Annotated in this window: 22 protein-coding genes; 12 read left to right on the forward strand and 10 right to left on the reverse strand. The window is 64.4% G+C overall.

The window, feature by feature from the left end; translation table 11 throughout:
- Nucleotides 1–5 precede the first annotated feature (5 nt).
- Both NX775_RS17050 and metF read left to right on the forward strand, forming a co-directional pair.
- Nucleotides 6–362 (forward strand): phage holin family protein, encoded by a 357-nt coding sequence (locus tag NX775_RS17050; protein WP_183554504.1) that lies wholly within the window; start codon nt 6–8, stop codon nt 360–362.
- A complete protein-coding gene (gene metF, locus NX775_RS17055) occupies nt 349–1,179 on the forward strand; it encodes a methylenetetrahydrofolate reductase [NAD(P)H] (RefSeq protein ID WP_183554502.1) in 831 nt (276 codons plus the stop codon). Before NX775_RS17050 ends, metF begins: the two co-directional genes overlap by 14 nt.
- Nucleotides 1,180–1,348: 169 nt before the next feature.
- Here the strand turns inward: metF and NX775_RS17060 are convergent, their stop codons facing one another.
- Nucleotides 1,349–1,954, reverse strand: a complete 606-nt coding sequence (locus NX775_RS17060) for a 5-formyltetrahydrofolate cyclo-ligase (protein WP_258837078.1) — start codon at nt 1,952–1,954, stop codon at nt 1,349–1,351.
- 32 nt (nt 1,955–1,986) lie between these two features.
- Between NX775_RS17060 and NX775_RS17065 the strand changes: the two genes are divergently transcribed.
- The 5 genes from NX775_RS17065 (at nt 1,987) to NX775_RS17085 (ending at nt 8,444) form a co-directional block, all read left to right on the forward strand.
- Nucleotides 1,987–4,011, forward strand: coding sequence for a lytic transglycosylase domain-containing protein (locus tag NX775_RS17065; protein ID WP_258837079.1), 2,025 nt, complete (start codon nt 1,987–1,989; stop codon nt 4,009–4,011).
- A gap of 150 nt (nt 4,012–4,161) precedes the next feature.
- Nucleotides 4,162–4,878, forward strand: coding sequence for a glutathione S-transferase family protein (locus NX775_RS17070; protein WP_258837080.1), 717 nt, complete (start codon nt 4,162–4,164; stop codon nt 4,876–4,878).
- 3 nt (nt 4,879–4,881) lie between these two features.
- Nucleotides 4,882–5,979, forward strand: a complete 1,098-nt coding sequence (locus tag NX775_RS17075) for a tRNA nucleotidyltransferase/poly(A) polymerase-related protein (RefSeq protein WP_258837081.1) — start codon at nt 4,882–4,884, stop codon at nt 5,977–5,979.
- A 191-nt stretch (nt 5,980–6,170) separates the two neighbouring features.
- The gene (locus NX775_RS17080; RefSeq protein WP_258837082.1) at nt 6,171–7,736 is read left to right on the forward strand and encodes a diguanylate cyclase; all 1,566 of its coding nucleotides are present in this window, start codon (nt 6,171–6,173) and stop codon (nt 7,734–7,736) included.
- Between the two features lie 48 nt (nt 7,737–7,784).
- Entirely contained in the window at nt 7,785–8,444 is a 660-nt protein-coding gene (locus tag NX775_RS17085; RefSeq protein ID WP_258837083.1) for a GNAT family N-acetyltransferase, read from the forward strand.
- 1 nt (nt 8,445) lies between these two features.
- On the opposite strand, the gene NX775_RS17090 is transcribed toward NX775_RS17085, so the two are convergent.
- Nucleotides 8,446–8,955 carry an Lrp/AsnC family transcriptional regulator gene (locus tag NX775_RS17090; protein WP_183554481.1) on the reverse strand — a complete coding sequence of 170 codons (510 nt, stop codon included), beginning with the start codon at nt 8,953–8,955 and terminating at the stop codon, nt 8,446–8,448.
- A 189-nt stretch (nt 8,956–9,144) separates the two neighbouring features.
- On the opposite strand from NX775_RS17090, the gene NX775_RS17095 reads away from it, so the two are divergent.
- From NX775_RS17095 to NX775_RS17105, 3 genes are all read left to right on the forward strand, one after another.
- A complete protein-coding gene (locus NX775_RS17095; protein ID WP_258837084.1) occupies nt 9,145–12,717 on the forward strand; it encodes an indolepyruvate ferredoxin oxidoreductase family protein in 3,573 nt (1,190 codons plus the stop codon).
- Between the two features lie 151 nt (nt 12,718–12,868).
- Nucleotides 12,869–14,476 carry a S41 family peptidase gene (locus NX775_RS17100; protein ID WP_258837085.1) on the forward strand — a complete coding sequence of 536 codons (1,608 nt, stop codon included), beginning with the start codon at nt 12,869–12,871 and terminating at the stop codon, nt 14,474–14,476.
- A gap of 129 nt (nt 14,477–14,605) precedes the next feature.
- Nucleotides 14,606–16,369 (forward strand): M14 family metallopeptidase, encoded by a 1,764-nt coding sequence (locus NX775_RS17105; RefSeq protein WP_258837086.1) that lies wholly within the window; start codon nt 14,606–14,608, stop codon nt 16,367–16,369.
- Between the two features lie 25 nt (nt 16,370–16,394).
- Here NX775_RS17105 and pqqE read toward each other — a convergent pair whose 3' ends face one another.
- The 7 genes from pqqE to NX775_RS17135 form a co-directional block, all read right to left on the reverse strand.
- Nucleotides 16,395–17,567, reverse strand: a complete 1,173-nt coding sequence (gene pqqE / locus NX775_RS17110) for a pyrroloquinoline quinone biosynthesis protein PqqE (RefSeq protein WP_258837087.1) — start codon at nt 17,565–17,567, stop codon at nt 16,395–16,397.
- Complete coding sequence (gene pqqD / locus NX775_RS17115) at nt 17,564–17,833, reverse strand: pyrroloquinoline quinone biosynthesis peptide chaperone PqqD (RefSeq protein ID WP_258837088.1); 270 nt, start codon at nt 17,831–17,833, stop codon at nt 17,564–17,566. Before pqqD ends, pqqE begins: the two co-directional genes overlap by 4 nt.
- Nucleotides 17,830–18,558: a pyrroloquinoline-quinone synthase PqqC gene (pqqC, locus tag NX775_RS17120; protein WP_183554469.1), complete on the reverse strand. Its 729-nt coding sequence runs from the start codon at nt 18,556–18,558 to the stop codon at nt 17,830–17,832. The genes pqqD and pqqC overlap by 4 nt, the downstream gene beginning before the upstream one ends.
- Nucleotides 18,555–19,472 (reverse strand): pyrroloquinoline quinone biosynthesis protein PqqB, encoded by a 918-nt coding sequence (gene pqqB / locus NX775_RS17125; protein ID WP_258837412.1) that lies wholly within the window; start codon nt 19,470–19,472, stop codon nt 18,555–18,557. Before pqqB ends, pqqC begins: the two co-directional genes overlap by 4 nt.
- A 91-nt stretch (nt 19,473–19,563) precedes the next feature.
- Nucleotides 19,564–19,638, reverse strand: a complete 75-nt coding sequence (gene pqqA / locus NX775_RS24200; RefSeq protein WP_183555285.1) for a pyrroloquinoline quinone precursor peptide PqqA — start codon at nt 19,636–19,638, stop codon at nt 19,564–19,566.
- 478 nt (nt 19,639–20,116) lie between these two features.
- Nucleotides 20,117–20,560 carry a SixA phosphatase family protein gene (locus NX775_RS17130; protein ID WP_258837089.1) on the reverse strand — a complete coding sequence of 148 codons (444 nt, stop codon included), beginning with the start codon at nt 20,558–20,560 and terminating at the stop codon, nt 20,117–20,119.
- Between the two features lie 127 nt (nt 20,561–20,687).
- On the reverse strand, nt 20,688–21,752 hold the full coding sequence (locus NX775_RS17135) for a GlxA family transcriptional regulator (protein WP_370660597.1): 1,065 nt from the start codon (nt 21,750–21,752) through the stop codon (nt 20,688–20,690).
- A gap of 103 nt (nt 21,753–21,855) precedes the next feature.
- Here NX775_RS17135 and NX775_RS17140 point away from each other — a divergent pair, with 103 nt between their 5' ends.
- Nucleotides 21,856–22,962 (forward strand): S-(hydroxymethyl)glutathione dehydrogenase/class III alcohol dehydrogenase, encoded by a 1,107-nt coding sequence (locus NX775_RS17140; RefSeq protein ID WP_258837090.1) that lies wholly within the window; start codon nt 21,856–21,858, stop codon nt 22,960–22,962.
- A gap of 19 nt (nt 22,963–22,981) precedes the next feature.
- Here NX775_RS17140 and NX775_RS17145 read toward each other — a convergent pair whose 3' ends face one another.
- Nucleotides 22,982–23,845 carry a LysR family transcriptional regulator gene (locus tag NX775_RS17145; RefSeq protein ID WP_258837091.1) on the reverse strand — a complete coding sequence of 288 codons (864 nt, stop codon included), beginning with the start codon at nt 23,843–23,845 and terminating at the stop codon, nt 22,982–22,984.
- A 122-nt stretch (nt 23,846–23,967) separates the two neighbouring features.
- Here NX775_RS17145 and NX775_RS17150 point away from each other — a divergent pair, with 122 nt between their 5' ends.
- Nucleotides 23,968–24,750, forward strand: coding sequence for a DODA-type extradiol aromatic ring-opening family dioxygenase (locus NX775_RS17150; protein ID WP_258837092.1), 783 nt, complete (start codon nt 23,968–23,970; stop codon nt 24,748–24,750).
- Nucleotides 24,751–24,755 lie beyond the last annotated feature (5 nt).

Below are 24,755 nucleotides of genomic sequence, written 5' to 3' on the forward strand. Positions count from 1 at the left end.
TAACGATGCGCCTGTTAATCACCTGGCTGATCAATGCCGCGGCCCTGATGGCCCTCCCTTACCTGATGCACTCCGTCGAAGTCTCGAGCGTCGGCACCGCCCTGATCGCGGCGCTGGTGCTGGGCCTGGTCAATACGCTGATCCGTCCCGTCCTGGTGCTGTTGACGCTGCCAGTGACGCTGCTCTCGATGGGCCTGTTCATCCTGGTCATCAATGCTGTGCTGTTCTGGCTGGTGGCGAACATGATAGGTGGCTTTGAAGTGGCCGGTTTCTGGTCAGCCTTCCTGGCAGCCATCCTGTACAGCATCATTTCGTGGGCGCTTTCTTCCTTGCTTCTCTCCGACAAAGATGGAAACTCCTGATTTCAGTATCGAGTTCTTCCCGCCCAAGACGCCGGAAGGCGCCGAGAAACTGCGCGTGACGCGGGCCAAGCTGGCCGAGTTGCAGCCCAGGTATTTCTCGGTGACGTTCGGCGCCGGCGGCAGTACCCAGCAGGGTACGCTGCAAACGGTGCAGGAAATCCAGGCCGCCGGCCACGAAGCCGCGCCGCACCTCTCGTGCGTGGGCGCTACGCGCGAGTCGATCCGCGCTGTCCTCAAGCAGTACCAGGACAGCGGCATCCGGCGCATCGTGGCGTTGCGTGGCGACTTGCCAAGCGGTTACGGCGGCGCCGGCGAATTGCGCTATGCCAGCGACCTGGTCGAATTCATTCGCCAGGAAACCGGCGACTGGTTCCGCATCGAAGTGGCGGCCTATCCCGAAATGCACCCGCAGGCACGTTCGCCGCAGGACGACCTGCAAGCGTTCGCGCGCAAGGTGAGTGCCGGCGCTGACGCTGCCATTACCCAGTACTTCTACAATGCCGACGCGTATTTTTCGTTCGTCGACAATGTTCGCAAGCTGGGCGTGACGGTGCCGATCGTGGCCGGCATCATGCCGATCACGAACTACATGCAGTTGATGCGGTTCTCGGACATGTGCGGCGCGGAGATTCCGCGCTGGGTGCGTCTCAAGCTGGCCAGCTTCGGCGACGACAGTGCGTCGATCAAGGCCTTTGGCCTGGATGTCGTTACTGGCTTGTGCGAAAAGCTGCTGGCCGGCGGTGCGCCGGGGCTGCATTTCTACAGCATGAACCAGGCGGTGCCGACGACGGCGATCTGGCAGCGGCTCAGGCCTTGAACGGTTGGGTCGTACGGCTCCGCTTGCCATCCGCGTGATCGTGCCGCCAACGATCACCGCGTGGACGGCAGAGCCGTCCACCCTACGTTGCCGTTGCATGATCCGTTAACGGTAGGGTGGATGGCTTGCCGTCCACGCGTTCAACCCACGTTCGATATGCCTGGTTACATCACGCTTCAGTAATCACCCGATCGAGCGGCACATCGTGCGCGTCGCCCACAAACTCGACCAACTGGCACGCATACGCAATCCCCACCGTGCTCGCGCGTGGCTCGGGCGCCAGCGTCCGGTCATAAAATCCCCCACCATACCCCACGCGATACCCCAAAGTATTGAATCCCAGGCACGGCACCAGCAATGCCGGCGGCCGCGCCACCATGCGCAACTCGGCTGGCACCGCCACACCCATCCGGTCGGCCACGGTCGGCTCGCCCGGCAGCCACTCGGCAAATTCCAGCGCCGCATGGCGCGCCACGACTACGGGCAGCGCCAGTCGTACGCCTGCCGCCGCCATTTCCGCGTACGCTGCGCCCAGGTCCGGCTCGCCCGCGAGCGGCCAGTAGACGGCCAGCGAGGCGTGGGGATTGGCTTGCCACCAGGCCAGCACCCGCGCGCCGATGCGCGCGTCCCACGCGGCCTTGTCTGCCGGATCGAGCGCACGCCGCTGCGCCTTGAGTGTGTCGCGCAACAACGCCTTGTCTTGATGTGGTTGCTGTAGAGCACTTGTGTCTGGTGGCGGCACAGAAGCGCGTGGTATTCTTGGTTCGCCGGTCATGGTTTCAATGCAGCGTATTGTGAGAGTGGTGGATGTTTCAATCGAAATTGTCTGTCGGCGTGTTGCCGGCTGCTATTGCCCTTGTTCTGAGTCTGGCGTTCGCGCCAGGCGCAGCGGCCCAGGAAGACCCGGAAGCACCCGCGCCCGAGGTAGCACTGTCCCCGGTTCCGGCGGGTGCGCCCACCGTGGCGGGCGCCGCCAGCCGCGCCGACGACGACAACTTCATGTTGCTGCGCGAAGCGGCGCGCCAGAACGACGAAGCACGGGCCAACGCGATTGCGTCGCGCCTGCCGGTGACCAATTATCTGCTGGCGTCCTACGTTGACTATTATCGTCTGAAACCGCGCCTGCGCGATGCCATCCAGGACGAGGTGCTGCAAGTGCTGCGGCGCCACGAAGGCACGGCGGTGGCCGAACAGCTGCGCGCCGAATGGCTGATGGAGCTGGGCAAGCGCCGCGAATGGAATACCTTTGAACGCGAAGCGGGCACGCTGGCCCAGTCCGGCAGCCTGCCGATCCGCTGCTACGCGCTGCTGGCCAAAGCCGAGCGCGGCGAGCGCGTCGCTGACGAAGCGCGTGCACTCCTCAAAACCCCGGCCGGCTATGGCGACGCCTGCGGCGCCCTGATTGCGCAACTGGTGGCCAATGGCCAGTTCACCGAAGCCGACCTGCTCACGCAACTACGCCTGGCGGGCCTGGACAATGCCAGCGGCCCGGCGCGCCGCGCTGCGGTGTTGCTCGGCTTGCCCGAAACCCGCGCCACCCAGGCGGTCGACCTGCCCGCCGTGGCAATGGCGCGCGGGATTGGCAACAGCCGCGCCGAGCGCGAGCTGTACCTGGTCGCCGTGGGCCGCATGGCGCGCACCACGCTGCGCCTGGCCGTGGCCGGCCTGGAAAAGAACAGCGCCCAATTGACGGCCGAAGAACGCGCGATCGGCTGGGCCAATGTGGCGCTGGCCGCCTCGATCGTGCTGGCGCCCGAAGCGCACGCGTATTGGGACCGTGCGAATGGCGCGCCCCTGAGCGACTTCCAGATGCAGTGGAAGACGCGCATGGCGCTGCGTCGCGGCGACTGGAAAACCGTACGCACCACCATTGAAACGATGCCGCCGGCCTTGCGCGCCGACTCGACCTGGGTCTACTGGCTCGGGCGCGCGCACCAGGGCGAAGGGCACCCGGCCGAAGCGCGCGCGCAGTGGCAGAGCATCGCCGGCCAGACCACCTTCTATACCCAGCTGGCGCAGGAAGAGCTGGGCAACCAGGTCGTCGCGCCGCCCCCGATCGCGCCGATCACGGCCGCCGAACTGGCCCAGGCCACGGCAAATCAGAGTCTGCAACGGGCCATCAAATTCTACGATCTGCGCCTGCGTGCCGAAGGCAACCGCGAATGGAGCTGGGGTCTGCGCAATCTGTCCGAACGCCAGTTGCTGGCTGCCGCCGAGCTGGCGCGCCGCAACGAACTGCTCGACCGCATGGTCGAGACGTCGCTGCGCACGCGCACCGAACTGAGCTACGACCAGCGCTTCCCGGCGCCGCACCTCGACGTATTGCGGCCTACGGCCCAGGGTCTGAGTCTGGACAAGGCCTGGGTGTATGGCCTGATCCGGCAAGAGTCGCGCTTCATCCGCGATGCGCGCTCGGGCGTGGGCGCATCGGGCCTGATGCAGGTGATGCCTGCTACCGGCAAGTGGGTTGCGGCCAAGATTGGCCTGAACAACTTCGTCACCAGCATGCTCAACGACCTGCACGTGAACATCACGCTCGGCGCCAATTACATGACGATGGTGCTGAACAATTTTGAAGGCTCGCAAGTGCTCGCCACGGCCGCCTACAATGCCGGCCCGAGCCGCTCGCGCACCTGGCGCAGCCGGCTCGACGCGCCGATGGAAGGGGCGATCTTCGTCGAAACCATTCCGTTCACCGAAACGCGCGGCTACGTGCGCAACGTGATGGCCAACGCCACCAATTACGCGTCGATCTTCGAGGGCAAGCCGCAGTCGCTCAAGGCGCGCCTGGGCACGATCACGCCGCGGCCATCCACGTCCGTGCTGGACTGACAGGCTGACCAGGCCGCGCTTCGCCGTACTGTCGGGCAAGCGCCTTGACAGCCGCGGCATTGGGCCGCAAGCTGATGTCGATTACCGCAGCCGTCCCGGGCTTTCATGCGCCGCCCGGGACGCCCTTTGCCACGTACCCGACGAGACCCCATGCAGACCATCGAACGCGACCCGATTCTCACGCACACCCTGGACCAGACCCGCAGCCCCGGCTTGACGCTCATCATCGGCAACAAGAACCTGTCGTCATGGTCAATGCGCCCCTGGGTCGCGGCCATGGCGTTCGGGATTCCGTTCACTGAAATCAAGGTCCTGCTCGACCAGCCAGATACGTCCAACGAGATCGCCCGCTACTCGCACGCAGGCCGCGTGCCGGTGCTGTTGGCCGGCGAAATGACGGTCTGGGACAGCCTGGCGATCACCGAATACCTGGCTGAGCAATTTCCCGACAAGCATATGTGGCCGCAGGACGTGGCGGCGCGCGCGCTGGCACGCTCGATCGTGGCCGAGATGCACGCCGGTTTCGGTGAACTACGCAGCGCCATGCCGATGAATATCCAGGCCCGCCTGCCGGGCCGCGGCCGCACGCACGGCGCGCAGGCCGACATCGGCCGCGTCTGCGAAATCTGGGAAGACTGCCTGTCGCGCTTTGGCCATCACCAGTTTCTGTTCGGCGCATTCTCGATTGCCGACGCGTTTTATGCACCGATCGTGCTGCGTTTCCACACCTATGGCGTGATGCTGGCCCCGGCGCTGCAGGCGTATTGCGAGCGCGTGCTGGCCCATCCGGCCGTGGCGCGCTGGGTGAACGAGGCGATGCTGGAAAACCACCCGACGCCGTTGCACGACGCCGATTTGCCGGAGTAAACGATGCGCAGTTATGTTGTCGGCGGCGCCGTGCGTGATGCGCTGCTCGGGCTGCCGGTCAAGGACCACGACCACGTGGTCGTGGGCGCCACGCCCGAACAGATGATCGAGGCTGGCTTTCGCGCCGTGGGCAAGGATTTTCCGGTCTTTCTGCACCCGAAAACGCACGAGGAATACGCACTGGCGCGCACCGAGCGCAAGACCGCACCCGGCTACCACGGCTTCGTGTTCCATGCGGCGCCCGACGTCACGCTCGAACAGGACCTGGTGCGGCGCGACCTGACCATCAATGCGATGGCGCGGGGCGAGGATGGCGTCATCGTCGACCCGCTGGGCGGCAAGCGCGACCTGGAAGCGCGCCTGTTCCGCCACGTGTCCGATGCCTTCGCCGAAGACCCGGTACGCATCCTGCGCGTCGCGCGCTTTGCCGCGCGCCTGCCCGAATTTAAGGTGGCCGGCGACACCAATGTCCTGATGCGCCAGATGGTTGAGGCAGGGGAGGTCGACGCCCTTGTGCCCGAGCGCGTCTGGCAAGAGCTGGCGCGTGGCCTGATGGAACGCCAGCCGTCGCGTATGCTGGTCGTGCTGGACGAGTGCGGCGCGCTGGCGCGCCTGTTGCCCGAACTCGATACGCAAGAGCGCACGCTGCGCGTCATCGACACCGCCGCGCAGCAGGGTCACCCGCTCGAAATCCGTTTTGCGGCCTTGATGCGCGACGTTGGCACGGCCGCTGTCGAGGCGGTGTCCAAGCGTCTGAAGGTGCCCAATGAATGCCGCGACCTGGCCCTGATGACGGCGCGCGAGCATGGCGTGCTTGCGCAGGCACGCACACTCGATGCCGACGCGCTCGTCACGCTGTTCGAGCGCAGCGACGCCTTTCGCAAGAGCGCGCGCTTTGTCCAGATGCTGCTGGCCACGCGTTGTCACGCCAAAGATACTGAACATGACCCCGCAGGCGACTGGCTGCTGCAAGCACTGGATGCGGCGCGCGGCGTGGATGCTGGCGCCGTGGCGGCGCGCTGCGACCAGCGCGACCGGATCGCCCAGGCTGTGCATCTGGCACGCGTGGAAGCCGTGGCCGCCATTTGTAATAAAGTGTGAAAAACAGCTCTGTAGAGCGTCACAGTTACATGTAGTTACACCCCGCGTACAGTGTGGCCCAACGGTTTGCTATTCTTCGATTTGGTCAATTGTTGCGTTGGAGAAAAACGATGTTCAGGATGCTGGGACGGCGGACAGGGAGTTGGGTACGGCGCCGCCGCCTCTTATTGGCGAGCCTGGCCGTCGTATTGATGAGCGCGCTGCTGGTGTTTCTGTACACCCGCACCGAGGTGATCGACCCCGAAGTGCGCAGCAACGTCCTGCTCAACCTGCGCGAATTCGAAAAGCTCGACGCTGAATGGGACGCCAATCTGCTGCGCGCCCATACCGGCCGCGCCAGCATCCGGCCCGACCTGAGTTCGCAACTGCCGCGCATGCGCATCCTAATGGCGCGCCTGGAAGAAGCCGCGCCACTGACTGGCAGCCGCGCCGCCATCGAGGCCTGCGCCGATCTGCGCACGGCGCTGCGCAACAAGGAAATGCTGGTGGCCGAGTTCGCGCGGCACAATCCGCGCCTGCGCGCAGCGCTGCTGCACATGCCACCGGCCGTGGCCGACCTGAAAACGGAAATTTCCGGCATCGAAGGCGCGCTGGCGCCGGCCCAGTTCGTCGTGCGGCTCGACACGACCCTCAATGCGCTGCTGACCGACATCCTGCGTTACAACATCGCCCCATCGCCGGCGCTGGCCGACCGTATCGAAGAAATCCTGGGCAATGTCGCCGCCCAGCAGATCGCCTTTTCGCCAGCCGTCATCGACAAGATGGACGCCGTGATCCTGAGCAGCCGCGTGATCCTCGAAAAGCGGCCGCTGGAAAACCTGCTCGAAGCGCAGATCGCCGCCGTCGGCAGCGACATCGTGCTCGACCGCCTGGAGCAGGAATTCGAGCGGTCGTTCACCACCGTGCTGCTCGAGCGCCAGCGTTTTCGCGGTTACCTGGCGGCGTATTCCGGCCTGTTGCTGGTGCTGCTGGCCTATGCCGGCGTGCGCCTGCGCCGCAGCTACCGCATCATCGGCGTCGTCAATCGCCGCCTGCAGGCGGCCAACGAAACGCTCGAGCAGCGCGTGGCCGAGCGCACTGCCGAGCTGCAGGCGCAGTCGGTCCAGCTCGAGCGCCTGGCCCAGCACGACAGCCTGACGGGCCTGATCAATTACCGGCAACTGACCCGCCTGCTCGAACGGGCGCTGGCCCGTGCTGACCGCCGCGACAGCGTGGTGGTGCTGATGTTCATCGACCTGGACGGCTTCAAGGCGGTCAACGATACCTGGGGCCATGCAACCGGTGACCTGGTGCTCAAGACCGTCGCGCGCCGCGTGCAGGCCCGGCTGCGCGCCGAAGATGCGCTGGCGCGCCTGGGCGGCGATGAATTCGTTATCCTGCTCGAAGACGTGACGTCGCGCGATGGCGCGCTGCGCGTAGCGCGCCTGGTGCTGGCGGAAATCGAATCGATCACCGAGGCCGATGGTCATGCCATCAGGATCTCGGCCAGTATCGGCATCGCCAGCGCGCGCGGGCAGATGGGCGCGGCGCGCGGACAGGAAGCGTTGCTGGCCGAGGCCGACCAGGCCATGTACGCCGCCAAGCAGGCCGGCAAGGGCCGCTTCGTGGTCAGCGAGCAGGCGCAGTGGCGCGACGAAGACGACCCGGCCGGGCAGGCGCCGGAGGGGGCGCGGCGCGAGCGTGCGAAAGAGGGCGCTGCCGACAGCACTGGTACGGCCACAGGGACAAGCAAGGCAGACGCCGACCGGATCGGCTAAGATTTACGGGCGACATCGACTGGTTGTCGCGCACGGGAAGGTGGGAACATGCTGGACAATCCATTACGCCGCTGGTTACAGGGCTTGCGCGGCAAGAAGGGGCAGCCGCCGGTCCTGGTCAAGGAATTGCACGAGCGCGACCGCCGCCGCGTGCTGCGCCATCTGCTCGCGCTCGACAAGGATGACCGCCTGCTGCGCTTTGGCAGCATGATGTCCGACGACGGCATCACGGCCTATGTCGGCAAGCTCGATTTCGAGCGCGACATCGTCTTTGGCGTGGTGAGCAATGTGTTCCAGCTGGTGGGCATGGGGCACCTGGCGTTCGCGCCGACCGAAGGGCGCACCGGCACGGCCAAGGCGCAGGTGGCCGAGTTTGGCGTCTCGGTGTCCGCTTCGGCGCGCGGGCAGGGCGTGGGAACGCGCCTGTTCCAGCGCGCGGCAATCCACTGCCGCAATTCGGACGTCGACACGCTTTATATGCAGTGCCTGACGTCCAACAAGACGATGATGCATATCGCAAAGAAAGCCGGGATGGTCGTCACGCGCGAATACGGCGAGGCCGACGCCCACCTCGCATTGCCGCCGCCCAGCCCGGGCAGCGTGATGGCCGAGGCGTTGGAGGAGCAGTTCGCGGCGATCGATTACACGGTCAAGGCCAATACGCGGGCGGCAGTGAAGTTCTTCACGCCACGAAAGCCGCGGCAGTAACTCACACCAGCGGCATCGCCGTCGTTTCCTTGATCCGCTGCAGCGCAAAGCTCGACTTCACATCCAGCACGGCCGGATGCTTGAGCAGCGTGCCCATCATGAAGCGCGAGAAGTGGTCCATGTCGCCCACATGCACGCGCAATAAAAAGTCCATGTCGCCCGTCATCGCGTAGCAGGCGACGACTTCGGGCCAGCTGCCCACCGACACCGCGAAATCGTTACGCGGCGACGTTGCCGGCAAGCCCGGCTGGCGCGTGGTGCTGGCCACTTCGCTGTGCTTTTCCAGCCGCACGTTGACGTACGCCAGCAGGCCGAGGCCGATCTTGTCCGAGTCGAGCAGCGCCACGTACTGGCGAATCACACCTGCTTCCTCTAACCGCTTGATGCGGCGCAGGCACGGCGACGGCGACAGGTTCACGCGCTCGGCCACATCCTGGTTCGACAACCGCCCATCGTTCTGCAAAATCTCCAGGATTTTGCGATCTGTTTTATCCAGCTCAATCTTTGACATACCTTCCCCACGTCCGTCTTTTGTATGGCAATTTTATTGCGCAATTCAAGAAGGAGGGGGAATTGTTTGGAATTTAATGCTGGGGGGGCAGGTCTATACTGGCGCAAGACGGGAGACCACTCCCGCCAAGAAGCGAGATGCAGGAAATGCACCGCTTCCGGCAACCGCCACCAGTTTCTTGGAGACACAATGAACGCACCCCTGGACCGCGCCCACCTGGCGTCGCCGTCGCCCGCATCCGCACCCGCACAAGACATCACGCTCGACGACAAATGGACGCTCGAGCGCGGCCGCGCCTTCATGACCGGCACGCAAGCGCTGATCCGCCTGCCGATGCTGCAGCGCGAGCGCGACGTCAAGGCCGGCCTGAACACGGCCGGCTACATCACCGGCTACCGCGGCTCGCCCGTCACCTCGGTCGACCAGACCGCGATGAAGGCCAAGGCGCACCTCGACGCGCACCACGTCAAGTTCCATCCCGGCATGAACGAAGACCTGGCGGCGACCGCTGTCTGGGGCACCCAGCAAACCAATCTGTACAAGGACGCGAAGTACGACGGCGTGTTCTCGATGTGGTACGGCAAGGGCCCGGGCGTCGACCGCTGCGGCGACGTGTTCAAGCACGGCAACAACGCCGGCTCGTCGCAATATGGCGGCGTGCTGGTGCTGGCCGGCGACGACCACGCGGCCAAGTCGTCGTCCACCGCGCACCAGTCCGACCATATCCTGACCCACTGCGGCATTCCGGTGCTGTACCCGTCGTCGGTGCAGGAATACATCGACTTCGGCCTGCACGCCTGGGCCATGAGCCGCTACACGGGCCTGTGGGTATCGATGAAATGCGTGACCGACATCATCGAGTCGGGGGCGGTCGTCGACCTCGATCCCGACCGCGTGCAGACCGTGATCCCGACCGACTTCCAGCTGCCCGAAGGCGGCCTGAACATCCGCTGGCCGGACGCCGTGCTGGACCAGGAAGTTCGGATGAGCAACCACAAATGGTATGCCGCGCTGGCCTATGCGCGCGCCAATAAGCTCAACCGCATCATCTGGGACAGCCCGCAGCCGAAGATCGGCATCATCACCGCCGGCAAGAGCTATCTCGACACGCGCCAGGCACTGGCCGACCTCGGCATCGACGAGCAGGCCGCGCAGGACATCGGCCTGCGCCTGTACAAGGTCGGCATGACCTGGCCGCTCGAAGCCGAAGGCGTGCACGAATTTGCAAGGGGCCTCGATGAAATCCTGGTGGTCGAAGAGAAGCGCCAGGTCATGGAATACGCGCTGAAAGAAGAGCTGTACAACCTGCCCGACGGCGAGCGGCCGCGCGTGGTCGGCAAGTTTGACGACACGGGCGAGTGGAGCAACAAGAACCGCATGGGCCACGGCGACTGGCTGCTGCCGGCCACGTACGAGCTGAACCCGGCGCAGATCGCGCGCGCCATTGCCTCGCGTATCGGGCACTACTGCGCCGGCCACCCGGTCGCCGAGCGCGTTGCTCAGCGCATCGCCTTCCTCGAAGCCAAAGAGCTGGTGCTGCGCAACATCCCGGCCAAGCCGAACCCGGAGACCGACCGCATCCCGTATTTCTGCTCGGGCTGCCCGCACAACAGCTCGACCAAGGTGCCGGAAGGCTCGCGCGCGATGGCCGGTATCGGCTGCCACTACATGGTGCTGTGGATGGACCGTGAAACGTCGACCTTCACGCACATGGGCGCCGAAGGCACGACCTGGATCGGCCAGTCGCCGTTCACCGACGAGAAGCACGTGTTCGTCAATCTGGGCGACGGTACCTACTTCCACTCGGGGATCCTGGCGATCCGCGCTGCGGTGGCGGCCAAGGTCAACATCACCTACAAGATTCTCTACAACGACGCGGTCGCGATGACGGGCGGCCAGAACGTCGACGGCCCGCTCGACCCGGGCATGATCAGCCGCCAGATCGCAGCCGAAGGCGTCACGCCCATCATCGTCGTCACCGACGAGCCGGACAAATACCCGAGCGACTACGCCTGGGCGCCCGGCACCACGGTGCGTCACCGCTCCGAACTGATGGACGTGCAGCGCGAACTGCGCGAGATGCCCGGCGTGTCGGCCGTGATCTATGACCAGACCTGTGCCTCCGAAAAACGCCGCCGCCGGAAGAAAGGCGAATTCCCTGACCCAGCCAAGCGCGCCGTGATCAACGAAGCCGTCTGCGAAGGCTGCGGCGATTGCTCGGTGCAGTCCAACTGCCTGTCGGTCGAGCCGCTGGAAACCGAACTGGGCCGCAAGCGCCAGATCAATCAGTCCTCGTGCAACAAGGATTATTCGTGCGTGTCGGGCTTCTGCCCGAGCTTCGTCACCGTCGAAGGCGGCGGCCTGAAAAAGCCGAAGAAGGCTGCGGCGTCGGACGCCGCGCCGCCGGTGCTGCCAGAGCCCGTCATTCCGTCAGTCGCCACGCCATTCGGCATTCTCGTGGCCGGCGTGGGCGGCACCGGTGTCGTCACGGTCGGCCAGATCCTGGCGGTGGCGGCGCACGTCGAAGGCAAGGGCGCGATCGTGCTCGACCAGAGCGGCTTGGCCCAGAAGGGCGGCCCGGTGATGTCGCACGTGCGCCTGGCCGAACACCAGGCCGATCTGCACTCGACCCGCGTGGGTACCGGCAGCGCCGACCTCGTGATCGGCTGCGACCAGATCGTCACAGCCAGCCGCGACGCTTTGTCGCGCATGGGCGAAGGCCGCACCTGGGCCGCCGTCAATTCGAGCACTGCCACCACGGCCGCGTTCGTGAAGAACCCGGACTGGCAATTCCCGGCCGAAGGTTCGCGCGGCGCGATCGAGCAAGCCTGCGGCAAGGCCAACGTCGAATTCCTCGACGCCGGCAGCATCGCCACCGCGCTGCTGGGCGACGCGATCGCCACCAATATGTTCATGCTCGGCTACGCGTTCCAGAAGGGCCGCGTGCCGCTGCACGAAGCCTCGCTGATGAAAGCCATCGAACTCAATGGCGTGTCGGTCGCGTTCAACAAGGCGGCCTTCAACTGGGGCCGCAGCGCCGGGCATGATCTGGCAGCCGTCAGCAAGGCGGCGATGCCGGCCAAGGTGATCGAGTTCAAGCGCATGCAGACGCTCGACGATGTCGTCAAGCGCCGGGTCGAGCTGCTCACGGCGTACCAGGACGCGGCGTATGCGGGCCAGTACACGACGTTCGTCGAGCAGGTCAGGGCGCAGGAAGCGCGCCTGGGCAAGGGCACCCGCCTGTCGGAAGCGGTGGCCAAGTACCTGTACAAACTGATGGCGTACAAGGACGAGTACGAAGTCGCGCGGCTGCACACCGATCCGGCGTTCCGTGAAAAGATCGCCAATATGTTCGAAGGCGATATCACGCTCAAGTTCCATCTTGCGCCGCCGCTGCTGGCCAAGCACGACAAGGAAGGCCGCGCCATCAAGCAAGAGTTCGGCCCGTGGATGATGCGCGCGTTCGGCGTGCTGGCAAAGTTCAAGGGCCTGCGCGGCACCGCATTCGACGTGTTCGGCTATACCGCCGAGCGCCGCGTCGAGCGCGCCCTGATCGGCGAATACCGCGCGACGGTGGCGGCATTGCTGCCCAAGCTCACGGACGAGAACCTGGCGCAGGCCGTGGCGGTGGCCAGCATTCCGGAAGACATCCGTGGCTACGGGCACGTCAAGGAGCGGCACCTGAAAGCGGCGAAGGCGAAAGAAGCGGCGCTGCTGGCGGCATTCCATGCGCCGGTGGGCGCAACACCGCGCGCGGCCTGACGGCTGATTGCATGTTGATCAACGCTGGCGCGCGCTGCGCGCCAGCAATTTGTTCCTGATGTCGTCTGTTTGGCATTATTCGTTGTTGCTTGGCCTCAACTGTGACATTTGGTGGTGTTGTGCGGCAAATCCCGCATCTATAATCGTCCGCATGAGCCCGACATTCTCCCCGCCGTCCAAAGCAGTTCCCGTCCGTCTGATTTCCAGCGCGCTCGCCGCCCTGTTCGTTCTTGCCGGGTGCGGCGGCGGTGGCGGCTCGCCCGGCGTGGGCACAGGTTCGCCCGTGGCCAACACGCCAACAGCACCGGTCACGCCAACCCCGGCTGGCAATAGCGCCACACCCGAAGACCTCAATCCCAACCTGCTGGGCGACGCCTACAGCAATTACTGGAACAAGTGCGCCGCGCCGCGCACGGGTGTCGACGCGAACGGCAAGGCCTTCCCCGATGTGCAGGGCACGTTGCTGGATGAATTGAAATTCCTGCGCGCCTGGACCAACCAGTACTACCTCTGGTACAACGAAGTTCCGAACACCTACAAGATGGCCGATTTCAAGAGCGCCATCACCTACTTCGACGTGCTCAAGACGCCGGCCTTGACCGCCACCGGACAAGCCAAGGACCGTTATCACTTCACCTATCCGACCGCGGAATGGGAAGCGATGCAGACCCAGGGCATCGACCTGGGCTACGGCATCACGTGGTCGCGCAATACGGGCGGCATGGCGCCGCGCACGTGGCAGATCACGGCAGTGGAACCGGGTTCGCCGGCGGCTGCTGCAGGCCTGCTGCGGGGCGACCTGCTGACGAAGATCGATGGCATCGACTTCGTCAACGCGAGCGACGCGGCCTCGATCGAGCGCTTCAACCTGGCCCTGTTCCCGGAAACCGCTGGCAGCGCGCACCGCTTCACGCTGCAGCGCGGTGGCGTGCCGGTCGAGGTGACGATGACGGGCGCCGACGTGCGCGTTGCACCGGTGAAGAACGTCAAGATCTTCGAAACGGCAACCGGCAAGGTCGGCTACCTGACTTTCGATACGTTCAACGCGGTTTCCGAAAAACAGCTGATCGATTCCTTCATCGTATTCCGCCAGGCCGGCGTGACCGACCTGGTGATCGACATCCGCTACAACGGCGGCGGCTTGCTGTACCTGGCCAGCCAGCTGGCCTACATGGTCTCGGGACCGGCGTCGACGGATGGCAAGGTGTTCGAGCAGTCGCAGTACAACGACAAGTTGCCGCGCGAAGCGCCGCTGCCATTCCGCTCGACCGCGTGGGGCTTCGCCTCGAGCAATCCGGTGCCTGCGGGCTTGCCGCTGCCGACCCTGGGCCTGAAACGCGTCACGGTGCTGAGCACGGCCGGCACCTGCTCGGCCAGCGAATCGGTGATCAATGGGTTGCGCGGCGCCGACGTCGAGGTCATCCAGATCGGTGGCACGACCTGCGGCAAGCCATATGGCTTCAGGCCGGTGCCCAACTGCGGCACGACCTATTTCTCGGTCGAGTTCAAAAGCGTGAACAACAAGGGCTTCGGTGACTTCACCGACGGCTTTGCGCCGACCTGCCAGGTCAGTGATGACCTGACGCGGCCGGTGGGCGACCCGAGCGAAGGCTTGCTGGCTGCCGCCTTGACCTACCGCGCCACGCAGGCCTGCCCGGTCTCGACCACGGGCCGCGCCCGTATCGCGCCGATGGAGATCGTACGGCCGCAGGTGAAAGAAATCGCGATCCGGACGACACCCGGCGCACCAGCGCGCTGAGCAGACCGGCCGTATTGACGGGCGGCGTGGCCAATCCGGCGCGCCGCCCTTTGTGTTTCCAGAACTTAACTTTGCGTCAAGAACACGTCTATAATCGTCGGCTTCCCTGTCACCTGCCGGAGCTTCTCGATGATTCGTTCTGCGTTACTGCTGGCCCTGCTGTCTGCATTCCCCCTGGCGCACGCCGCTACCCCCGACCTGACGACGATTTCGGAACGCTCCGGCTTCCAGGCCACCGGCCGCTACGATGAAACGATCGCGCTGTGCACTGCCTTTGCGCAGGCGTATCCGAAGCAGGTGCAGTGCATCGACTTCGGCGTCACACCGGAAGGCCGCCCGATGAAGGCGCTGGTGGCCAACAACAACGGCGTGTTCACGCCCGCGGCCGCCAAAAAGGCGGGCTTGCCCGTCACGCTGATCCAGGGCGGCATCCACGCCGGCGAAATCGACGGCAAGGATGCCGGTTTCCTGGCGCTGCGCGAAATCCTCGAAGGCCGCGCGGGCAAGGGCGCGCTCGACAAGCAGGTGCTGCTGTTTGTGCCGGTCTTTAACGTCGACGGGCACGAGCGCTTTGGCAAATGGAACCGCCCGAACCAGCGCGGTCCTGTGGAAATGGGCTGGCGCACCACCGCCCAGAACCTGAACCTGAACCGCGACTACCTGAAGGCCGACGCGCCGGAAATGCAGGCGATGCTGGGCCTGGTGAACGCGTGGGATCCGCTGACCTACGTCGACCTGCACGCAACCAACGGCGCCAAGTTCCAGCACGATATCTCGATCCAGGTCGAGCCGGTGTATTCGGGCGACCCGGAATTCCGGAAGGCTGGCCTGGCGCTGCGCACCAATGTCATCAAGGACATCGCGAAAGAAGGCTCGACGCCGCAGTCGTACTACATGTCGTTCGTGAAGCAGGACGATCCGATGTCGGGCTTCGAGGACAGCGTGTCGGATCCGCGTTTTTCGACCGGCTACTTCCAGCTGCGTAACCGCATGGCGATGCTGGTGGAAACGCACTCGTGGAAAGAATACCCGGTGCGCGTACGCATCACCCGCAACACCGTGGTGTCGTTGCTGAACCAGATCGCAAAGAACGGCGCGGACTGGCAAAAGGCGGCCTACGCGGCCGACGCGCGCGCTGCAAAACTGGGCAACAAGAAGGTGGCGCTGAACTACCGCACCACCGACAAGACCGAGATGGTCAATTTCAATGGCTACGAATACACGCGCAAGCCGTCGGAAATTTCGGGCGGCCTGATGACGCGCTACGATGAAACCAAGCCGCAGGTGTGGCGCGTGCCGCTGCGCGATGAGGTCGTCGCCGACGTCGAAGTCACGGCGCCGGGCGCCGGCTACATCGTGCCGGCGGCGCAAGCGGCCATCGTGGGCGAGAAGCTGCGCCAGCACGGCGTCGTGTTCCGCAAGCTGGACCAGGGTGTAGCGCGCGCCAATGTCGAAACCTTCCGCGCCGACAAGGCCACGCTGGACGCCGCCTCGGTCGAAGGGCACCAGCGCCTGACGGTCACGGGCAAGTGGACGGCGGAGCCGCGCGCGGTGACGGCCGGTTCGCTGTTCGTGCCGATCGCGCAACCAAAGGCGCGACTGGTGGTGGCGATGTTTGAACCGCAGGCGCCCGATTCGCTGCTGGCCTGGGGCACGTTCAACACGGCCTTCGAGCGCAAGGAATACATGGAAGACTACGTGGCCGAAGACGTGGCGCGCGAGCAGATGGCAGCCGACCCGAAAGTGGCGGCTGAATTTGCCCAGCGCCTGGCATCGGATCCGGCATTTGCCAAGGATCCGCAGGCGCGCCTGGCGTTCTTCGCCAAGCGGCACTCATCGTATGACGAGCGGTTGAATCTGTATCCGGTGCTGCGTACGGATACGGCGCTGTAAATCAGGCCCGGCCGACCGGCACGCTTCAGGTGTCGGTCTGCAGGAGACTGCGTGAATTCGCATTCGTGCGAAACACGATCGGCTGCTCGATCACATGGGCGTTGTCCAGCCCTACCGGGCGCTGGCTGGCAAAGCGGATCACTTTATCGACTTCGCCGCGCTTGGGCGACTTGCTGCAGACGGGGTCGGTCGCTGCCGCGTCACCGGCGAGCATGAATGCCTGGCAGCGGCAGCCACCCAGGTCGCGTCCCTTTTCGTCGCAACTGCGGCATGGCTCCTGCATCCAGTCATTGCCGCGATAGGCATTGAACGCAGTGCTGGTGCGCCAGATGTCGGCCAGGCCCACGTCGCGCACATTCGGCAGGTTCAGGCCGGGCAGGTCGCGCGCATTGTGACAGGGCAGCGCCACGCCGTCCGGCGCCACGCCGAGAAACACGGCACCCCAGCCATTCATGCAAGCCTTGGGGCGGTCCTCGAAGTAATCGGGCACCACGAACAGCAGTTTGCAGGCGTCGCCAATCCGCTCGCGGTATTCCGCCACCACGCGTTCGGCGTCGCGCACTTGCTCGAGCGTGGGCATCAGCTGGTTGCGGTTCTTCATGGCCCAGCCGTAGTACTGGGTATTGGCCAGCTCCAGGTATTCGGCGCCCAGCGCCAGCGCCATCTCGATAATCTTGCCGACATGTGGCAAGTTATAGCGATGCAGCACGCAATTCATCACCATCGGGTAATCGTATTGCTTGATCAGCTTCGCGACTTTGAGCTTGAGATCGAAGGTCTTGGTGCTGCTCAGGAAATCGTTGAGCTCACGGGTCGAATCCTGGAACGACAACTGGATATGATCCAGCCCGGCGTTCTTGAGGGCGGCGATGCGGGTTTCATTCAGGCCGACACCCGACGTGATCAGGTTGCTGTAAAAGCCCAGGCGACGTGCTTCCGCGACCAGTTCTTCGAGGTCGTCGCGCATCAGCGGCTCGCCGCCCGAAAATCCCAGCTGTACGGCGCCCAGTGCGCGCGCTTCACGCATCACCCGCACCCATTCGCCCGTCGTCAATTCATTGCGCACCGCATCGTAATTGAGCGGGTTATAGCAAAACGCACAGTGCAGCGGGCATTGGTAGGTCAGTTCGGCCAGCAGCCAGAATGGCGGCGACACGGTCGGCGCGCCGCTCTTGGCAATATCAGTGGGCAGCATCATTCGATCCACTTGTGCTGGTGGGCGTGGGCCAGCAAGCCCTCGATATCGGTGCGCAAGCCGGTGGCCTGGAATTTGGTTTCCAGGTCGTGCACGATCTGGTCGACCGTGGTCTTGCCGTCGCAGCATTTCAGGATTTCGCCAGCGCTGCCATTTAGTTTGACCATGCCTTCCGGGTACAGCAGCACGTACGCCTGCTGGGCGTCTTCCCATTGCAGGCGAAAGCGCCGGTTCAGGGCCGGCATGGCGGGAATTAACGGATCGTTCATGTCGGATAGGCTTTTTCGATGGCGTCCAGCATGGCCCACAGGATGTCCAGTTTGAACTTGAGGATCTCGAGTGCGCGCTGCTGCTGCGCCCTGGTCGTGAAATAGTCGAGCGTCACGGCCAGGCCATGGTCGACATCGCGCTGGGCCAGCGGAATGCGGCTGCGGAAATAATGCAGGCCGGCCGGTTCCACCCACGGATACTGGGTTGGCCAGCCGGCCAGCCGGTCCTTGTGGATCTGCGGCGCGAACATCTCGGTCAGCGACGAGCACACCGCTTCTTGCCACGGCGAGCGGCGCGCAAAGTCGACATACGCGTCGCAGGCAAAGCGCACCGCTGGTACCACGTGCTGCAGCGACCAGAGTTCGGCGCGGGGAATACCGGCTGCCTCGCCCAGCTGGGTCCAGGCTTCCATGCCGCCCTGGGCATCGCCCTGGTAATCGTCATAGCCGTCATGGTCCAGAATGCGGGCGATCCACAGGCGGCGCGTCGCGCGATCGTCGCAATTGGACAGGATCGCCGCATCCTTTTTCGGGATGATGAACTGGTAATAGAAGCGGTTGGCGATCCAGCCGCGCAGCTGTTCGGGCGAGCATTGCCCGGCATTCATGCGCAGATTGAACGGATGATGGATATGGTAGCTCTTGCCCATCGCCCGCAACTGCTGTTCGAATTCGGCGCGCGACCAGGGCGCCAGCTGGTCGCTGCTATCGGGGGAGGGCGTCATAAGGTAATGTCCATGCCGTCGAACGCGACCTCGATGCCGTGCGTGGCCAGTTCGGCACGCTCGGGCGAGTCTTCGCGCAGGATCGGATTGCTGTTGTTGATGTGAATGAGGATCTTGCGGCGCGCCGGCATGCGCGCCAGCGCCTCGATCATGCCGCCGGGACCGGACTGCGGCAGATGGCCCATCATGTGGGCCGTCTTTTTCGACAGGCCGAGCGTGATCATTTCGTCGTCGCTCCAGCAGGTGCCATCGACCAGCAATACATCGGCCTGGCGCATCGCCGCTTCCACCGCATCGGTCATCTGGCCCAGTCCGGGCGCGTAGAACACGCGCGCGCCGCTGGCCCTGTCGTGCAGCATCAGGCCAATATTGTCGCCCGGGTGCGGGTCGTTGCGGTGCGAGGAATAGGGCGGCGCCTTGCTCGACAGCGGAACCGGCAGGAACGTCGTGTCGCGCAGCGGCGCAATCGAAAACGGCTGGCCGTCAATGGCCAGCGTGTGCGGTTCGACACCGCAATAATGACCAAGCACGCGCGTCAAAGGCAGCGCTTGCGACAGATCGGTCAGCACCTCGGCGGTCGCATACAGGGGCAGGGGCGTGCCGCGCTCGCGCAGCATCAGCAAGCCGGTCACGTGGTCGATCTGGGCATCCATCAGCAGCACGGCCGCAATACCGGTGTCGCGCACGGCGCGGGCGGGTTGCAGGGCGGGTGTCGCGCGGATTTGCACCAGGATGTCGGGGGATGCATTGACCAGGACCCAGTCAATGCCATCGTCGCTCACGGCGATCGAAGATTGGGTGCGGCTTACAGCCTGGATGGTGCCATTGCGGATGCCATCACAGTTTAGACAATTACAATTCCACTGCGGAAAACCTCCTCCCGCTGCCGAACCAAGAATGCGGATTTTCAACAGCGTATCCAACCTTTCACATGGTTATCGCTGATAACCGGAGTGGCAGGTACCGATGACAGGATCGTTCATCGGTACCTGCCGGAATTAAACATCAACGGTTCAGCACGTACATGGTGATTTCAAAACCCCAACGGAAATCAATTGCTTCAGGTGTTTCCCAGCGCATGGTAAGCCTCCTAGTGAATGCATGATGGTATGTTGCGAGCGATGGTCGTCGGCTACGCGACGACACCTGATTGTGACGCAATCTTGTCGATTCTGCACGACGCCGGGCGCTGCCGTGCGGGGGTATGTACGACGCAGGCAGCAAGCCCGTCAGAATGGGTTGGATGCGTTACTGCCTCGTCCGAACGCGGGGTTTGCCCGGGCTGGGTTATGATTTCGTCAGATCTGTGATCACAACAACAACTTTGTGAGGTGAAGATGAAAGACGTTAAAGTAGATGTCCGGGTACGCGTTGACGTCGACGCAGCCAGCGTAGTATTGCTTCTGGCTTCTGCAGCCATGGCGCTTTTCGTCGTAAAACATCAGAAGAAAGAACGCCTACAGTAGCTGTGTTCGCTGCGAACACCATGGGAACCGCCTTCAAACGCCGGTTGGGAACACGTAATTGCCCCCACGCACGGCAATGAAGGACGCCGCCTCTACGGCGTCGCCGGCAACGACGTCAACAGCACGGTCGTCACTTTGCCATCGGCGCCATTGACCAGCTGATATACCCGGTCAAATTCGTTGTCCCCAATCTCGGTTCCTGGCGCACCGCCGAACAACCGCACCAGTTCTGGCAGCGTATTGGAGTGCCCCACCACCAGCACCGGTCCTTGCAGCGCCTTGACCTTGTCGACCAGTGCCTCTGGCCTGCCTGCGTCGTATTGCTGCACGGGCAGGCTGAGAGACGCGGACAGTGGTTTCGCCGTCTCGAGTGTGCGGACGGTGGCGCTGCTGAAGATGGCCTGGATGCCGGCGCGGTGCAGCATCGTTGCGATATTCTGCGCCCGTTGCCGGCCTTGCGGCGTGAGCGACGGGTCGTTGCCGTCGGCGGCTTTTTCGCCGTGGCGCACGAGGTAGATCATGTCGGGTTCAGCCATGGCAGCGCAGGGCGCGAGCAGGGCGGCGGCCAGTGCCAGATGCCCCAACAAGCGTGAGGGTGGTAGAGGAAAGCGCATCGCGGTCTTTCAGCATGGATGTGGTTAAAAGCAGCGTAGCACGGGGCGGTCAGTTGTCGTGCGCGTTGGCGGCGCGATCGGCCGCGACACCCGTGGTGGCGAAGCGTTCGCGATACACTTTCGGCGCAATCCCCAGCTTTTTCAGAAACACCCGGCGCATCTGCGCCTCGTCGCTGAAGCAGGCACGCGCCGCGACCGTCTTCAGCGGCAGCGTCACGTCGGCCAGCAGCTGCGTGGCGCGCTCGAAGCGGCAGGTTTCGATGAATTCCTGCGTGCTCATGCCCACCTCTTGCTGGAACACGCGGGCAATATGGCGTTCGCTCATCATCGCTTTCTGCGCCAGCTGGGCGACCGACAAACGCTCGTGCAGATTCTCCAGAATCCAGGCTTGCAGCTCGCGGATCGTCGGTTTCGCTGTGCGCTCGCTGAGCAGGTGCGCGCTGAACTGCGACTGGCCACCGGGACGCTTCAGGTACACAACCATCTCTGTGGCCACGTCCAGCGCCAGTGCGCGCCCGAAGTCCTGTTCCACCAGCGCGAGGGCCAGGTCCATGCCGGCCGTGACGCCGGCCGAGGTCCAGACATTGCCGGAGCGGATGAAGATGGCGTCGGCATCGATGTCGATGGCCGGGAAATCGGCGTGCAGGCGATCGGCCACGCCCCAGTGCGTCGTGGCGCGTTTGCCGTCGAGCACGCCGGCGGCGGCCAGGAAGAACGCGCCCGAGCACAGGGCGCTCAGGCGTTCAAGGCGCGGGGCGGCGTCGCGGATCCAGTCGATCAGGGCAGCGCTTTCGACCAGCGCCGCCTGGATGTGGCGCGCACCCACCACCATCGCGGTGTGGGGCAGGGCGAGGGTGTTGACCACCTTCGTGGCCTCGAGCGACATCAGGGTGTCCGAGCGGATCGGTCCGGTCTTGAAGGACGCCACGCGCACATCGTAGCCGGCCGCCTTCCCTTGGCGCGCCAGGTGCAGATTGGCGTATTCGAACACTGACATGGGGCCGATCGCTTCCATTGCCTTGAAGCCGGGATAGACGACGATGTCGACAGTGATGGTGTCCAGAGGTGGCGCAGAAGGCATCGGCAGGGCGGTCAGTGGCAAAGATCCGGTCATTATTGCACCAAATCCTGCCATTTCCGGCCTGGCGGCGCCGGTGGCCCTGCTCGCGCCTGCAGAATGGCGGCATTCCATTTTTACTGACCCACAGACCATCACCATGAAAACCAAAGCAGCCATTGCCTGGCGCGCCGGCGCGCCATTGACCATCGAAGAAGTCGACCTGGAAGGCCCGCGCGAGGGCGAAGTATTGATCGAACTAAAAGCGACCGGGATTTGTCATACCGATTACTACACGCTGTCCGGCGCCGATCCGGAAGGGCTGTTCCCGGCGATCCTGGGCCATGAAGGTGCGGGCATCGTGGTCGATGTGGGCCCTGGCGTGACGAGTTTGAAGAAAGACGACCACGTCATCCCGCTCTACACGCCAGAATGCCGCCAGTGCAAATTCTGCCTGTCGCAAAAGACCAACCTGTGCCAGGCGATTCGCAGCACGCAGGGCCGCGGCCTGATGCCAGACGCGACCAGCCGCTTTTCGCTCGATGGCAAGCCGCTGTTTCACTACATGGGCACGTCGACGTTTTCGAACTACATCGTGGTGCCGGAAATCGCACTGGCGAAAATCCGTGAAGACGCTCCGTTCGACAAGGTCTGCTACATCGGTTGCGGCGTGACGACCGGCGTGGGCGCGGTACTGTTTTCGGCCAAGGTCGAAGCGGGCGCCAATGTGGTCGTGTTCGGCCTGGGCGGCATCGGTTTGAACGTCATTCAGGCAGCGAAAATGGTGGGCGCCGACAAGATCATCGGCGTCGACATCAACCCGGCGCGCCAGGACATGGCGCGCAAGTTCGGCATGACCCATTTCGTCAATCCAAAAGAAGTCGAGAATGTCGTCGACGCCATCGTGCAGATCACCGATGGCGGGGCCGACTACAGTTTCGAGTGCGTTGGCAACGTCAACACGATGCGCCAGGCACTCGAATGCACGCACAAGGGCTGGGGCAAATCGTTCATCATCGGCGTGGCAGCCGCCGGCGAAGAAATCGCCACCCGCCCATTCCAATTGGTGACGGGCCGCGAGTGGCGCGGTTCGGCTTTTGGTGGCGCGCGCGGCCGCACCGATGTGCCGAAGATCGTCGACTGGTATATGGAAGGCAAACTCAATATCGACGACCTGATCACGCACCGCCTGCCGCTCGAGCGCATCAATGAAGGGTTCGACCTGATGAAGAGCGGCGAATCGATCCGCTCGGTGGTGCTGTACTGATGCCGCTGGCCGCGGCGGTTCAGGCCAGCGCGGCCACGACGAAGTCGACGAAGGTACGCACCTTGGCCGACAAATGCTTGCGGCTCGGATAAAGCGCATGAATGCCCAGCTCGGCTGACTCCCAGCCGGGCAGCACCTGCACGAGCCGTCCGGCGGCCAGATCCTCGCCCACGATGAAGTGCGGCTGGAACACGATGCCGGCCCCGGCGAGCGCCGCCAGGCGGATCATGTCGCCATTGTCGGCCCTGATGGGGCCAGCCACCGCCACGGTGAGGTGTTCGCCTGCGGACTCGAGGCGCCAGTCGGCGCCGCCCCCGCTCAATGAGTAGCTCAGGCACGTATGCCGGCTCAGGTCGTGCGGCGTCTGCGGCGTGCCGTGCGCGGCCAGATAGGCGGGCGAGGCGCACACGATGCTGCGCGCGACGCCCAGCTTGCGCGCGATCAAGTCCGACTGGGGCAGGGCGCCGATCCGGATCGCCACGTCGAAGCCTTCCTCGACCAGGTCGACCTTGCGGTCGGACAGCGCAATATCGAGCTGTACCTGCGGGTAGGCCTGGGTGTACGCACCGATGATGCTGCCCAGGCGGTGCTGGGCGTAGGACAGCGGAATCGTCACGCGCAGCACGCCGCGCGGCAGCGTCGTCATCTGGCCGGCAATCTGTTCGGCCTCGTTCACGTCCCCCAGAATCTGCACGCTGCGCTCGTGGAAGGCGCGGCCGGTTTCCGTCAGGCTCAGGCGCCGGGTGGTGCGGTTCAGCAGGCGCGTGCCCAGGTGCTCTTCCAGCTTTTGCACCTGCTTGGAGACCATGGCGCGTGACACGTCCAGCCGGAGCGCCGCAGCGGCAAAGCTGCCGCTGTCGACCACGGCAACATAGGTTTTCATCGAGCCGAGCAAGTCCATTGGGCGGGATTGTCAATCAAAAGGAAACAGTCTAACCACGTTCCCCTGCTTTATCAACGACAGAGACATGGGTACCATGCACGCATCACTTAACGAGGTGCACCATGAATTTGCCCACGATCTTTGTCTCACACGGCTCGCCGATGCTTGCCCTGCAGGACAGCCCGGCGCGTCGCTTTCTGCAGGGCCTGGGTCAGACATTGCCACGGCCGAGCGCGATTGCTGTCGTGTCGGCGCACTGGGAAACCGCTGGCGGCCCGGCTGTCTCGCTGGCCACCCAGCCTGAAACCATCCACGACTTTGGCGGCTTCCCGCAGGCGCTGTTCGACATGCGCTATCCGGCGCCGGGTGCGCCTGCCGCTGCCGAACGCGCCGCTGCGCTGTTCGACGCGGCCGGTATCCCGGTCGGGCGCAGCGCGACACGGGGCCTGGACCATGGCGCATGGGTGCCGCTCAGCCTGATGTATCCGGCAGCCGATGTGCCGGTGATGCAGATCTCGATCGTGCATGGCGCCGCACCCGCGCTGCATCAGCAACTGGGCCTGGCGCTGCAGGCCTTGCGCCAGGAGGGCGTGCTGGTCATCGGCTCGGGATCGCTGACGCACAACCTGTATGAAATCCGCGGGCACAGCGCCGATGCGCCGCCGCCAGCCTGGGTCAGCGACTTCGGTACGTGGATGCGCGAGCGGCTGATGGCGAATGACCGCGCCGCCTTGCTGGACTACCGCCAGCTGGCGCCGATGGCCGCGAAAAACCATCCGACCGAAGAACATCTGCTGCCGCTGTTTGTGGCAATGGGCGCGGCCGGGCCCGATGCCAGAGCGTCCGTGCTGCACACGAGTATCGAACATGGCGTGCTCGCCATGGATGCCTACGCGTTCAATTAATCATT

This window comes from Massilia aurea, assembly GCF_024753205.1.
In the GTDB taxonomy this organism is placed as follows: domain Bacteria; phylum Pseudomonadota; class Gammaproteobacteria; order Burkholderiales; family Burkholderiaceae_D; genus Telluria; species Telluria aurea.